The 13,566-nt window shown below is 58.8% G+C and carries 12 protein-coding genes; 8 read left to right on the top strand and 4 right to left on the bottom strand.

Annotated elements, in window-relative coordinates; genetic code table 11:
• From ACJ69_RS07485 to ACJ69_RS07510, 6 genes are read left to right on the top strand one after another with little or no spacing between them, the layout of a single operon-like run.
• Positions 1 to 1,107 carry a branched-chain amino acid ABC transporter permease gene (locus ACJ69_RS07485; RefSeq protein ID WP_059346810.1) on the top strand — a complete coding sequence of 369 codons (1,107 nt, stop codon included), beginning with the start codon at positions 1 to 3 and terminating at the stop codon, positions 1,105 to 1,107.
• A complete protein-coding gene (locus ACJ69_RS07490; RefSeq protein WP_059346811.1) occupies positions 1,104 to 1,871 on the top strand; it encodes an ABC transporter ATP-binding protein in 768 nt (255 codons plus the stop codon). The genes ACJ69_RS07485 and ACJ69_RS07490 overlap by 4 nt, the downstream gene beginning before the upstream one ends.
• A complete protein-coding gene (locus tag ACJ69_RS07495; RefSeq protein WP_059346812.1) occupies positions 1,864 to 2,583 on the top strand; it encodes an ABC transporter ATP-binding protein in 720 nt (239 codons plus the stop codon). Before ACJ69_RS07490 ends, ACJ69_RS07495 begins: the two co-directional genes overlap by 8 nt.
• Positions 2,584 to 2,611: 28 nt before the next feature.
• Positions 2,612 to 3,769 (top strand): branched-chain amino acid ABC transporter substrate-binding protein, encoded by a 1,158-nt coding sequence (locus ACJ69_RS07500; RefSeq protein WP_059346813.1) that lies wholly within the window; start codon positions 2,612 to 2,614, stop codon positions 3,767 to 3,769.
• Positions 3,770 to 3,787: 18 nt separating this feature from the next.
• Positions 3,788 to 4,270: an L-2-amino-thiazoline-4-carboxylic acid hydrolase gene (locus ACJ69_RS07505; protein ID WP_054829654.1), complete on the top strand. Its 483-nt coding sequence runs from the start codon at positions 3,788 to 3,790 to the stop codon at positions 4,268 to 4,270.
• Entirely contained in the window at positions 4,267 to 5,493 is a 1,227-nt protein-coding gene (locus ACJ69_RS07510; protein ID WP_059346814.1) for a Zn-dependent hydrolase, read from the top strand. Before ACJ69_RS07505 ends, ACJ69_RS07510 begins: the two co-directional genes overlap by 4 nt.
• A 39-nt stretch (positions 5,494 to 5,532) precedes the next feature.
• Here ACJ69_RS07510 and ACJ69_RS07515 read toward each other — a convergent pair whose 3' ends face one another.
• Positions 5,533 to 7,416 (bottom strand): potassium transporter Kup, encoded by a 1,884-nt coding sequence (locus tag ACJ69_RS07515; RefSeq protein WP_059346815.1) that lies wholly within the window; start codon positions 7,414 to 7,416, stop codon positions 5,533 to 5,535.
• A gap of 77 nt (positions 7,417 to 7,493) precedes the next feature.
• Positions 7,494 to 8,981 (bottom strand): MFS transporter, encoded by a 1,488-nt coding sequence (locus tag ACJ69_RS07520; protein WP_059346816.1) that lies wholly within the window; start codon positions 8,979 to 8,981, stop codon positions 7,494 to 7,496.
• A 116-nt stretch (positions 8,982 to 9,097) separates the two neighbouring features.
• On the opposite strand from ACJ69_RS07520, the gene ACJ69_RS07525 reads away from it, so the two are divergent.
• Entirely contained in the window at positions 9,098 to 9,691 is a 594-nt protein-coding gene (locus ACJ69_RS07525; RefSeq protein ID WP_059346817.1) for a TetR family transcriptional regulator, read from the top strand.
• 68 nt (positions 9,692 to 9,759) lie between these two features.
• On the opposite strand, the gene nhoA is transcribed toward ACJ69_RS07525, so the two are convergent.
• Positions 9,760 to 10,605 carry an N-hydroxyarylamine O-acetyltransferase gene (gene nhoA, locus ACJ69_RS07530; RefSeq protein ID WP_054829645.1) on the bottom strand — a complete coding sequence of 282 codons (846 nt, stop codon included), beginning with the start codon at positions 10,603 to 10,605 and terminating at the stop codon, positions 9,760 to 9,762.
• 108 nt (positions 10,606 to 10,713) lie between these two features.
• Between nhoA and ACJ69_RS07535 the strand changes: the two genes are divergently transcribed.
• A complete protein-coding gene (locus tag ACJ69_RS07535; RefSeq protein ID WP_029741093.1) occupies positions 10,714 to 11,286 on the top strand; it encodes a flavin reductase family protein in 573 nt (190 codons plus the stop codon).
• A gap of 35 nt (positions 11,287 to 11,321) precedes the next feature.
• Here the strand turns inward: ACJ69_RS07535 and fusA are convergent, their stop codons facing one another.
• Complete coding sequence (gene fusA, locus ACJ69_RS07540) at positions 11,322 to 13,421, bottom strand: elongation factor G (RefSeq protein WP_039262847.1); 2,100 nt, start codon at positions 13,419 to 13,421, stop codon at positions 11,322 to 11,324.
• Between the last annotated feature and the right edge of the window lie 145 nt (positions 13,422 to 13,566).

Raw genomic sequence — 13,566 nt, forward strand, 5'->3', positions numbered from 1 at the left:
ATGACTACTCTTCAACTACAAACCCCTGCGGCGACGCGCAAATTCTGGTCAGGCATGGCTCTGTTCTGCCTCGCGCTGCTAGTTGCGCCCGTGGTGTCCACGCAGCTTGGCGGCAACTACTGGGTGCGCGTTATCGACTTCGCCCTGCTCTACATCATGCTGGCGCTGGGGCTAAATATTGTGGTGGGCTATACCGGCCTGCTGGATATGGGGTTTATCGCCTTTTACGCGGTCGGCGCCTATCTCGCTGCACTGATGGCCTCGCCACACCTGCTGGAGGTGTTTCCACTCCTTGGCGTCTGGTTCCCGGACGGGCTGCACACGTCATATCTGCTGATTATTCCGCTGGCTGCGCTCGTCGCTGCGGTCTGCGGCATTTTACTGGGTGCTCCCACGCTGAAGCTGCGCGGGGACTACCTGGCGATAGTGACCCTCGGCTTTGGCGAAATCATCCGCATCCTGATGCGCAACCTCGACCGTCCGGTGAACATCACCAACGGTGCGAAGGGCATTACCGGGGTGGATACGCTGAATCTGTTCGGCCTGAAGTTCAGCGGCGTATACCACTGGTTTGGTTTCAAAGTGCCCGCCCTGTGGCTGTGGTACTACCTGCTGATGCTGGTGATTGTGGCGATTATTTTTGTCTGCCTGCGCCTGCAGCATTCCCGTATTGGTCGCGCCTGGCACGCCATCCGTGAAGATGAAGATGTGGCCCGCGCGATGGGCATCAACGTGCGTAACTACAAGCTGCTGGCCTTTGCGATGGGTGCCTCTTTTGGCGGCGTGGCGGGTGCCCTCTTCGGCGCGTTTCAGGGCTTTGTCTCCCCGGAATCCTTCACGTTACAGGAATCCATTGCCGTGCTGGCGATGGTGGTGCTGGGCGGGATGGGACACATTCCGGGCGTGATCCTCGGCGCGATTCTGCTTACCGCCCTGCCGGAACTGCTGCGCAGTCAGGCAGCCCCGGTTCAGCAGGCGCTGTTCGGTACGGTACTGATTGACCCGGAAGTGTTGCGTCAGCTGTTCTACGGCCTGGCGCTGGTGCTGGTCATGCTGGTGCGTCCTGCCGGGATTTGGCCGGTACGCCACAAGGAGGTGAATACATGAGTCTGTTAACCGTACGCAACATGTCAAAACGCTTCGGCGGGCTTACCGCCGTGGACGACGTTTCGATCGCCGTGAACAAGGGCGAGATCTACGGCCTGATTGGTCCTAACGGGGCGGGAAAAACCACCTGTTTTAACCTGATCACCGGGCTTTATCCGGCGGACAGCGGTGAATTTTCAATTGCCGATAGGCCCTATTTTCCAAAGCACATTGAGAAAGTCACCGCCGCCGGGATCGCGCGCACCTTCCAGAACGTGCGCCTCTTTAACCACATGTCGGTGCTGGAAAACGTGATGGTGGGTCGCCACGTGCGCACCCGCAACGGCCTGTGGGCCGCGCTGAGCCGTCACAAACGCGCTCGCGAAGAAGAGAAACAGACCCGGGAGCTGGCCTGGCACTGGCTGGAGTACACCGGCATTGCGAAGTTCGCCCACTACCGCGCCTGCGATCTGGCCTATGGCCATCAGCGCCGTCTGGAGATTGCCCGCGCGCTGGCAACGGATCCGCTGCTGCTGGCGCTGGACGAACCCGCCGCCGGGATGAACGCAGCGGAAAAAGTAGCGCTCGGCGAGCTGCTAATCCGCCTTCGCGATGACGGCAAAACCCTGCTGATGATTGAACATGACGTCAAGCTGGTGATGGGCATCTGCGATCGCCTGACGGTGCTTGATTACGGTAAAACGCTCGCCAGCGGCACGCCGGAGAGCGTGCGCCGCGACCCGGCAGTGATCGCCGCCTGGCTTGGAGGCAACGCCCATGTCTGAATTACTGAAGGTGGAACGCGTGGACGTGCATTACGGCGGCATTCAGGCCGTACGCGATGTCTCTTTTACCCTGCACGAGGGCGAACAGGCTACGCTGATCGGCGCTAACGGCGCGGGGAAAAGCTCCACCGTGCGCGCCATTACCGGGCTGGAAAGCTTTAGCGGCCGTATTGAATTCAACGGTAAAACGGTGCGTAAGCACAGGCCCGAAACCCTGCTCCGTGACGGACTGGTGATGGTCCCGGAAGGACGCGGGATCTTCTCCCGAATGACGGTGCTGGAAAACCTGCAGATGGGCGCCTGGCTCAGACGTGACGCTGTCACCGTTAAGCGCGAGATGAACGAGATCTTCGAACGCTTCCCGCGCCTGGGAGAACGCCAGCATCAGCTCGCAGGCCTGCTTTCCGGCGGAGAACAACAGCTGCTGGCCCTTAACCGCGCCCTGCTCAGCCGCCCGCGCCTGCTGATCCTCGACGAACCCTCGATGGGCCTTGCACCGAAGATGGTCGAAAACATTTTTGCCGTCATTGCCGGCCTGCGCGAGCGCGGCGTTGCCCTGCTGCTCATCGAACAAAACGCTCGTCTCGCGCTGGAAGTCACCGACAGCGCGTGGGTGATGGACAGCGGCAGCATCGTTCATCATGGCGAATCGAAAGCGCTGCTCAATGACGACCGGATTGCACAGATTTATTTGGGCGAAATGCCCGTTTAACAACACCAGCCAACATCAGGGAAAAACAATGAAAACAGTAAAAATCAGTGCGCTCAGCGCCGCTATCCTCCTCGGCAGTTTTGCCTCGACGGCCGCGTGGGCAGCCGACGGTGAAACCGTGGTTATTGGTCTGGCAGGCCCGCTCACCGGCCCGTCCGCCCGTATCGGTAAAGATCTGGAGAACGGCGCGCAGCTGGCCATTGACGACATTAACAAACAGCACCCGACCATCGGCGGCAAAGCGGTGACCTTCAAACTGCAGTCCGAAGACGATCAGTCCGACCCGCGCACCGCCGTGGCCGTGGCGCAGCGTCTGGTGGATAGCGGCGTGGCGGGCGTGGTCGGTCACTGGAACACCGGTACCAGCATTCCTGCCGCACGTATCTATCACGATGCGGGCATCGCACAGGTGGCACCGGTCGCGACCGGTCACGCCTATACCAAACAGGGTTTTGATACCAGCTTCCGCGTGATGGGCCACGACGACGACGGCGGTCAGCTAGCCGGCCAGTACGCGGTCAATACCCTGAAAGCCAAACGTATTGCGGTGATCGACGACCGTACCGCCTTTGGTCAGGGACTGGCGGACCAGTTTATTAAATCGCTTGAAGCGCAGGGCGTGAAGGTTGTCGATCGTCAGTACGTTGATGACAAAACGGTGGACTTCAGCGCCGTGCTGACCGCTATCCGGAGTAAAAACGCCGATCTGATCTTCTTCGGCGGCGTCGACAGCCAGGCCGCACCGCTGGCGCGTCGTATCAAACAGCTGGGCATGAACGCCACGCTGATGGGTGCAGGCGGTTTTGTCAGCCAGACGTTCCTGCAGCTGGCGCAGAAAGAAGGCGAAGGCGTGGTTGCCCTCGAACCAGGTCTGCCCGTTGACCAGATGCCGGGCGGTAAAGCGTTCGAGCAGGCGTACCAGTCCCGCTACCACACCCATATCGAACTGCACGCTCCGTTCGCCTATGACGCCACCCGCGTGCTGGTTGCGGCGATGGAAAAAGCAGGCTCCGTTGAGCCGTCCGACTATCTGCCGGCCCTGCGCGCCATCAGCTACTCCGGCGTCACTGGACAGATCGCGTTTGATAAAGAAGGTAACCTGAAATCGCCGTCTTTCACCGTTTACAAAGTTGTCGACGGCAAATGGCAGCCGCAGACCGTGCTGGGTGGCGCAAAAGCGAAGTAACGCAGCGAGGGCAATGTGATGAGTGTTAATAACGAGCTGGGCATTCTCGCCCGCCGCAAAATTGAAGCAGAAATTATTAAGCCAATTTATGAAATCCTGGTGCGCGAGATAGGGAAAACCCGCGCCCAGGCGGTCATTGGCGAGGCTATCGAGCAGGCCGCGATTGACGCAGGCAAAGCGTTTGCCAGCAAAGAACCCAACGGCGCGGACGTCAGGAGCTTCATCGCTCTGCAGTATCTGTGGGAAAAAGATAACGCGCTTGACGTGAAGGTGATCGACGCCGACGACCAGCAGTACAACTACAACGTGACCCGCTGCCGCTACGCAGAGATGTATCACGAAATGGGGCTGGGCGAGATCGGTCATCTGCTTTCCTGCGCGCGCGATGAAAAATTCATCGTTGGCTATGCGCCGGACGTGAAGCTGACCCGCACGACCACCATCATGCAGGGCGGTTCGTGCTGTGATTTCCGCTACCGCAGCAGTAAGGACAAGACATGATCCGCGTCAACGCCGAACGGCTGTGGTCAACGCTTGAGATGATGGCGCAGATCGGCGGCACGCCCGCCGGCGGCGTGACCCGTCTGGCGCTGAGCGAGGAAGATCGTATTGCGCGTAACCTGCTGCGCGACTGGGCGCTGGATGCGGGTTTCACCTGCGACGTCGACAGCATGGGCAATATGTTTATCCGTCGCGCGGGGAAAAAACCGCAGCTTGCCCCGGTCATGACGGGTTCACATGTGGATACCCAGCCGCTGGGCGGTAACTACGACGGGGTTTACGGCGTGCTGGCCGGGCTGGAGCTGCTGCGAACCCTTAACGACCATAACGTTGAGACTGAACGTGACGTTGTGCTGGTGAACTGGACCAACGAAGAAGGCGCGCGCTTTGCGCCGGCCATGCTCTCTTCAGGGGTCTGGACGGGACAGTTTAGCGAAGCGTACGCGCATGCCCGCACGGATAACGAAGGCACTACCGTGGGCGAAGCGCTGGAGAGCATTGGCTACCGGGGTGAAGCCTCTGCCCGCGCGTTTCCCGTTCACGCCTGCTACGAACTGCACATCGAACAGGGTCCGATCCTGGAAGATGAAGCCATCGATATCGGGTTAGTCCGCGCGGCAATGGGCCAGCGTTGGTTTACCCTGACGCTGGATGGATTCGCCGCCCACGCGGGCACGACGCCGATGCACAGCCGCCGCGACGCGCTGACCGCCTTCGCAGAGCTGGCGCTGAAGGTGGAAGAAATTGGCTACCGGCATGCGCCGGACGGACGCGCGACGATCGGTATGGCGAAGGTTACGCCAAACTCGCGCAACGTTGTGCCGTCTCGCGTGGAATGCAGCGTTGAGTTTCGCCATCCTATGCAGCAGGCGCTGGAAGCCATGGAAGCGGCGCTGCATAAGGTGGCTGAAAGCCTCAGCCTGCGCGGCGTCACTGCTGCCGTTGAGCGCATTTTTGACTACGCGCCCATCGCGTTTGATGCCGAATGCCTGGCGCGTTCGGAGAAGGCCGTGGCAGAACTGGGCTATTCGTCGAAACCGATGGTCTCCGGTGCGGGACATGACGCCTGCTATGTCAGCAAAATTGCGCCCGCCAGCATGATCTTTATCCCCTGCGTGAAAGGCATCAGCCATAACGAAGCGGAAAGGATCCTGCCGGAGTGGTCGGAGAAAGGGGCGAATGTGTTATTGCATAGCGTCCTGTCTGCGGCCCTTGAGAGATAGAACGGTGTGAAAGCAGACGAGCTCTGCTTTCGCCAGAATCTACACGGCAACGCGTCGGCTGATTTCGACAACCCGATCGCTGGGAAGGTGATAGTGGTTGATGACGTGCGTGCAGTTGCGCTTCATGAACGCAAAGATGTGCCGCTGCCAGGCCGCCATACCTGCCTCACCCTCGCCTGCTACAATGGTTTCATGCCCGACATACCAGGTGGCGTCATCCGTGGCGAAAAGCGCGTTAATCTCGCTGACACCCTGCAGCAAACGCGGGATGTCCGGGTGTTCCATAAAGCCATACTGCGCCACGCCGTGCCAGTAGCCCGGCGCGCGCTGCTCTACCCTGATCCGTTGTTCTTCCCCCACGTAGGGCACATTCAGAATATCAATGGTAAGCGACAACACGTCCTGCTGTAGCGCCCGGTTTCGCGCGACGTGCCAGCGCATGACCGGCGGGATATTGTTCTGCGTACGGGTCAAAAAGACGGCGGAGCCCGCCACTCTTGGCACCGTCTTTTGCTGAAGCTGGGCAAAGAACGCATCCACTCTGACGCCCTTCTCGCCCACCGATGCGGATACCGCCTTAACGCCGCGGTGCCAGATCAGCATCACCGTACAAATAGCGGCGGCCATCAGCAGCGGAATATAGCCGCCCTCCAGGACCTTAATCAGATTGGCAAACAAGAAGGTGGCATCAATCACCAGGAAGCAGAGGGCAATCACCGCGCTGCTGGCCAGGCTCCAGCGCCACACTTCGCGCATTGCCACAAACAGCAGCCCCGTGGTCATCAGCATGGTTAACGACACGGCGATGCCGTACGCGGCGGCGAGCTTATCGGAGGATTTAAAGAACACCACCAGCCCGATGGTCACCCCCATCAGCAGCCAGTTGATTATCCCGATATAAATCTGGCCGTAGCTTTCTGCCGCCGTCTGTTTGATGCGTAATCGGGGTAACCAGCCAAGCTGAATGGCCTGGCGCGTCATGGAAAAAGCGCCAGTGATAATCGCCTGACTGGCGATGATCGTCGCCAGCGCGGCAAGAACGATGAGCGGAACCTGCAGCACAGGCGGACAGAGCGTGTAGAAAAGGTTTTGTTTGCTGTCGGCACCGGCCAGAATCAGCGCTGACTGGCCAGCATAGTTGAGCAGCAGCGAAGGAAAGACGATGCCGTACCAGGCAAGCCAGATCGGCTTTTTACCAAAATGCCCCATGTCTGCATACAGGGCCTCGGCCCCCGTCACGCAGAGAAAAACGCCGCCCAGGACCAGGAAACTGGTGTACCCGTTCGAAAACAAAAACGCGATGCCGTACGCAGGGTTGAGGGCCAGCAGTACCGAGGGATGTTGGATGATGCCTCGCACACCCAGCGCAGCAATCGCCAAAAACCACAGCGCCATGACCGGGCCAAATATTTTCCCTATTCGCGCAGTGCCAAAAGGCTGAAGAAGAAACAGCGCCAGCAGAACCGCCACCGTCAGGGGCAATATGTACGGCTGAGATTCAGGAATGACCATCTCCAGCCCTTCAAGGGCAGAAAGCACGGAGATAGCCGGGGTTATCGCGCCGTCACCGTAAATCAGCGCTGCGCCAATGAGGGCGGAAAAAATGACCCAGCGCCCGCCTTTGCCTTTCTCCACCAGAAGCGACATCAAGGCCATGATGCCTCCCTCGCCATGATTATCAATTCGCATGGCGAAGGCGGCATATTTTATGGACGTTACCAGGATGAGTGTCCAGGTAATCAGGGAGAGCAGGCCCAGGATGACGCCGGGCGTAGGGTCATGCTCAGAGAGCGACAGCACCGTGCGGAAGGTATAGAGCGGGCTGGTGCCGATATCACCAAAAACGACGCCCAGCGCGCCTCCTGCAAGCAGGGTTAACCGGGAGAGCGGTTGAGACGGTTCACTGCTGTGGCGAGGGCTCATATTTTCCAGCAAGAGTCAGATAATCCTATAAAAAACATAGTCCATCTGCCCCGCCCGCGCCAACCGCGCGCCCTGTATTACTGCGGCTTGACCTTCGCCAGGCTGAACCAGATCCCCACTGCCAACAGCAGCAGCATTCCGCCCGCGCTGCCCAGCGCCACGCTGTGTGAGGTGATAAACGCGCTTTTCGCCGCCTCAATCACCGACTCCGCCAGCGTCGGGGTCAGATCCTGCGCCACCTTCATCGCCTCACCAATGGATGACGAGGCTTTATCGACGAGCGAGGCGTTCAGCCCGGGCGGCAGGTCAATTGACGCCGAGAAGCTGCGGGTCAACAGCAGACCAAAGATGGCGATCCCCAGCCCGGCGCCCAGTTCATAGGACATGGTTTCAATCGCCCCTGCGGCGGCGGCCTTCTCTTTCGGCGCGGCCGCCATAATTGCCGAGGTCGAGGCCAGCAGCGCGCTGGCGGCACTGAAGCCGAGCAGCACCATCAGGGCAGAAGCCAGCAGCTGCTGCGTGCTGAAGTCGAGCATCGACAGGCCGATAAAGCTGACGGCGCTGAGCCCCATTCCGCCGGCCGCGACGATGCGTAGCCCTAATCGTCCGACCAGCACACCCGCGATCGGACCGCTAAACCCGCTCGCCACCATCAGCGGCAGCATGAACATTCCCGCTTCAAACGGCGTAAAGCCATGAACAAACTGCAGCTCCTGAGCCATCAGCAGCTCAAACCCGACCAGGGCAATCATGGCGGTCATCGCCATCACCACGCCGCTCAAAATGATGCGATGGCAGAACAGACGCATGTCGATCATCGGTACGCGAGCGCGGAGCTGAATACGCACGAAGATAAACAGCAGCACCGAGCCGGTCACCAGCGCGGACGCGACTATCCACGGTGACAGGACGCCTTTTAGGGCGGTTTTCGCGCTGTAGACCAGCAGCAAAATCGCCACAATCAGCATAATGGCATGGCTAATATTCAGCGGCTGCTCCGGGCGGCCCTGCTGAGGAGGCACAAAACGCGCGGCCAGTGAAACCACCACCAGCACGATCGGCACGTTGATTAAAAACACCGAGCCCCAGTAGAAATGCTCGAGCAGCATACCGCCAATCAGCGGGCCAAACGCCGCGCCACCTGACCCCACCGCGGCCCAGACGCCGAGCGCAATATTACGATCCCGCGCGTCGATAAACAGCGTGCGGATCCCAGCCAGCGTAGCCGGAATAATCATCGCCGCGCCGATTGCCAGCGAGGCGCGCGCCGCAATCAGCCACCCTGCTGACGGGGCAAACGCTGCCGCCAGCGACGACAGGCCAAACAGCGTGCTGCCAATCATCAGCAATCGTTTAAAACCAATGCGGTCACCCAGGGCGCCCATCGGCAGCACCATTCCCGCCATCACCAGCGAGTAAATATCGATGATCCACAGCAATTCATTGCCGCTGGCGCCCAGCGTCATGCTCAATGTCGGCGCCGCCACGTGCAGCACCGTCGCGTCGATCGCCACCGGGATATACACCAGCACGATAATCACTAACGCTAACCACTGACGAAACATAAATTTCCTTTTCTTTTAAAACATGGACACATGTCCAGGATGCGATCCTACGCAAAGTTGAACACACGTCCAGCTTTTTGTTACACTCGTTTCATTCCCATTGAGAGTGAGTAAACATGCGATATCTGAGCAAGGATGAACGGCGGGAAGCCATCTTACAGGCCGCCATGCGCGTGGCGCTGGCTGAAGGACTGGCTGCTATGACGGTACGCCGTATTGCTGCCGAGGCCGGAGTCGCCACCGGCCAGGTACATCATCATTTTACGTCCGGCGGCGAACTAAAATCGCTGGCCTTCGTACGGTTGATTCGCGAGCTGCTGGATGCGGACGTCGCGGGTAAACAGGCCGGATGGCGGGAGCAGCTTCATGGCATGCTCGGCAGCGATGACGGGAGGTTTGAGCCCTATATTCGCCTGTGGCGTGAGGCGCAAATCCTGGCCAGCCGCGATGCCGACATCAAAGGCGCCTATGTGATGACCATGGAGATGTGGCACCAGGAAACGGTGGCGCTTATCAAAGCGGGAACGGAGGCCGGAGAATTGAATCCGGGCGATCGGGCGGAAAATATTGCCTGGCGCTTGATTGGTCTGGTGTGCGGCCTTGACGGAATGTATATCTTAAACATGCCCGAAATGGACGAAGCCGCCTTTAACAATCATCTTGATAAACTCATCACGCTCGAGTTGTTTTCTAGCCCGCTTCATCAGTGATGTTGCCGGGTGGCGGAGACGCCTTATCCGGCCTACGGTACGGCAAAGGGGGCCAGCCCCTTTGCGCATTATTTCCCGGCCTGAGGATGTGTATCAAACCCCGCCATTACCGCCGTCAGCTCCGCCAGTGAAAAGCCGTGTTTTGCATCGTCAACCCCAAGACCAAAGCGTTCCTGCATCAGCTGATATAGCGCCTCAGCATCCGGCAGATGGATCTGTTCTTCTACGTGACCGTTCTGCCAGTGGGTAAAGTTGAAGTTGGTTAGCGTCAGCTTGCCGCCGTCCGGCAGATGGCGACACATCAACAGATGATGACGGAAATGCGACTGCGGCCAGTGCGCCGACCAGAAATTCCCCATCACGTAATCGCTGAAATACTGCGTCGTCAGGTCAAACTGGTACATCGACTGCCAGTGCTCGTGGTGACGGAACTGCAGCACCCAGTCGTTCCCCTCGCTCAGCAGACGATACAGCCCGTGCGGCGTCTCCTGTTCTTCATTAGCGAGCAGTCGAATCGGCGCCGTCAGCGTCTGGCCGCCAAACCCCACATCGGCAATCCAGCGCTCACCGTTAAGCTCAACCAGCAGCAGGCGGTGCGTGCGCGGCGGCATTTGCGGCGGATTCGCTAATACCACGCGCCCCAGCACGCTACGCACCGTAAACCCGACTTCACGCAGGACGCGCTCGAACAGGCCGTTTTGCTCAAAGCAGTACCCTCCACGACGTGCGGTGACCAGTTTGTCGACCAGACACCGATCGTCAAGCTGGATTTCGCGCGGCAGAACAACATCAATATTCTCAAAAGGGATCGTACAGTTGTGATGTAAATGCAGCGCGCGCAGGGTATCGATATCCACCCGCGTCGGTTGCGCCCAGCCGATGCGGGCAAAATAGGCGGTCAGAAATGGGGACATACATCAGTTTCCTTTGATTGAGATGTTCTGTTTATAAACTAATTTTACGCACCCACTTTGATTTACGTGCTTTTTCGTCATACTCATCGGTGTAGATGAGGAGATCCTATGAGCCACTTTCGCCCTGTTGAATTACGTCACGCCAGCCGTCTGCTGAACCACGGCCCAACTGTACTTATCACCAGTCGGGATGAAAGCCTCGACAGACGCAACGTGATGGCCGCCGCATGGTCAATGCCCGTTGAGTTTGAACCGCCGCGCATCGCGATCGTCGTGGATAAAAGCACCTGGTCACGTGAGCTGATTGAACGCAGCGGAAAATTTGGCATCGTCATCCCCGGCGTGGCGGCGGCCAACTGGACATACGCGGTCGGTAGCGTCAGCGGGCGCGATGAGGACAAATTCAACTGCTACGGGATCCCGGTCGTGAACGGTCCTGAACTTGGCCTGCCGGTGATTGAAGAAAAATGTCTGGCGTGGATGGAGTGTCGGTTATTACCCGTCACCTCAGCGGCAGAAAAATACGATACGCTGTTTGGTGAAGTGGTTTCAGCGGCAGCCGATGAACGCGCGTTTATCGCCGGGCGCTGGCAGTTTGACGGGGATAAGCTGAATACCCTGCATCATCTTGGGGCCGGGACGTTTGTCGCGAGCGGGAAGATGGTGAAGGCGCCGGATTGAGGAAACCCTCCCCCTATTGGGAGAGGGTGACCGTATTACTTCGCACGTCGTGAAATAATCTCATCCGCAACATTCCGCGGGGCTTCCGCAAAATGATGGAACTCCATCGTATACGTCGCGCGCCCCTGGGACATCGAGCGCAGTGTTGTGGCATAACCAAACATCTCTGCCAGCGGCACGTCAGCGCGAATAATCTGGCTTCCGTACTGCTCTGCCATCCCCTGCACCATGCCGCGGCGGGAGGAGAGATCGCCCATAATGTTACCGGCGTACTCTTCCGGCGTTTCCACCTCTACGTGCATGATCGGCTCAAGAATCACCGGATCCGCCCTGCGGGCGCCCTCTTTGAAGCCGAGGATCGCCGCCATGCGGAACGCCATCTCCGAGGAGTCGACATCGTGATACGAGCCAAACGTCAGCGTCGCTTTGACATCAACGACCGGATAGCCCGCCAGCACGCCGCTGTTCATCGCTTCCCGCAGCCCTTTCTCAACGGACGGGATGTACTCGCGCGGCACAACGCCGCCCTTGGTGGCATCTTCAAATTTAAAGCCACTTCCAGGCTCCAGCGGCTCCAGGCTCAGCACCACATGACCGTACTGCCCTTTACCGCCGGACTGACGAACAAATTTACCTTCGATATCCTTCACCGTTTTACGCAGGGTTTCACGGTAGGTCACCTGTGGGCGGCCAATGTTCGCCTCGACGCCAAACTCGCGCTTCATGCGGTCGACGATAATCTCAAGATGTAGTTCACCCATCCCGGAGATAATGGTCTGGCCGGACTCTTCGTCAGTATGCAGGCGGAAAGACGGATCTTCCGCCGCCAGACGCTGCAGCGCGATCCCCATTTTCTCCTGGTCGCCTTTGGTTTTCGGCTCGATCGCCAGCGAGATAACCGGGTCCGGGAACTCCATGCGTTCAAGCGTGATCACTGCATTCGGATCGGTGAGCGTGTCGCCGGTGGTCACATCCTTCAGCCCAACGCAGGCTGCGATGTCTCCCGCACGCAGTTCGTCCACCTCGTGGCGATCGTTGGCATGCATCAGCACGATTCTTCCAATGCGCTCTTTCTTCCCTTTCACCGGGTTATACACCGCGTCACCTTTGCGCAGCACGCCAGAGTACACGCGGATAAAGGTCAGTTGACCGACGTACGGGTCGCTCATCAGCTTGAACGCCAGGGCCGAGAACGGCTCATCATCGCTCGGATGACGCTCCGCGTGCTGCCCTTTTTCATCCACGCCATCAATGGCCGGCACGTCCAGCGGCGACGGCATGAGCTCAATGACCGCATCGAGCATGCGCTGCACGCCTTTATTCTTGAACGCGCTGCCGCACAGCATCGGCTGAATTTCACCCGAGATGGTGCGAATACGCAGCCCTTTGATAATTTCCGCTTCCGTCAGGTCGCCGGTTTCCAGGTATTTGTCCATCAGTTCATCGCTGGCTTCCGCCGCCGCAGAGACCATTTTTTCCCGCCATTCCTGGGCGGTACTGACCAAATCATCCGGCACGGGCGCATAGGTAAACACCATGCCCTGCGTCGCGTCGTCCCACAGAATGGTGCGCATCTTGATGAGATCCACCACGCCGGTGAAATGATCTTCGGCACCCACCGGAATGACAATCGGCACCGGATTGGCCTTCAGGCGCTCCTGCATCATGCGTACGACGCGGAAGAAATCAGCGCCCGGACGGTCCATTTTGTTGACGAAGGCCAGACGCGGAACGTGATATTTATTGGCCTGGCGCCAGACGGTTTCCGACTGCGGCTGCACGCCGCCCACGGAGTCATACACCATCACGGCGCCGTCGAGTACGCGCATGGAACGTTCCACCTCAATGGTGAAATCCACGTGCCCCGGGGTGTCGATGATGTTAATCCGGTGCGGCTCATAGCCTCTGTCCATACCGGGCCAGAAGCAGCTGACCGCCGCGGAGGTAATCGTGATCCCGCGCTCTTGCTCCTGCGCCATCCAGTCAGTGGTTGCCGCGCCATCGTGTACTTCACCCAGCTTGTGGCTCATTCCGGTATAAAACAGAATGCGCTCAGTGGTGGTGGTTTTACCGGCATCGATATGCGCGGAGATACCGATGTTGCGATAACGTTCGAGAGGGATGGGTCGGGGCATGATATTTCCTTAGTCACTATGACTTGTCTGTGACGACCAGGATGGTCGTGCATTCGTTCGTTTGCTATAATAGTCCTATTGTACGAGTATTATCGAACTATTTTTTAACGGTTGACCTATTGTTGATATAGCTCAATCTGACGCC

This window comes from Enterobacter asburiae (assembly GCF_001521715.1).
GTDB lineage: Bacteria > Pseudomonadota > Gammaproteobacteria > Enterobacterales > Enterobacteriaceae > Enterobacter > Enterobacter asburiae.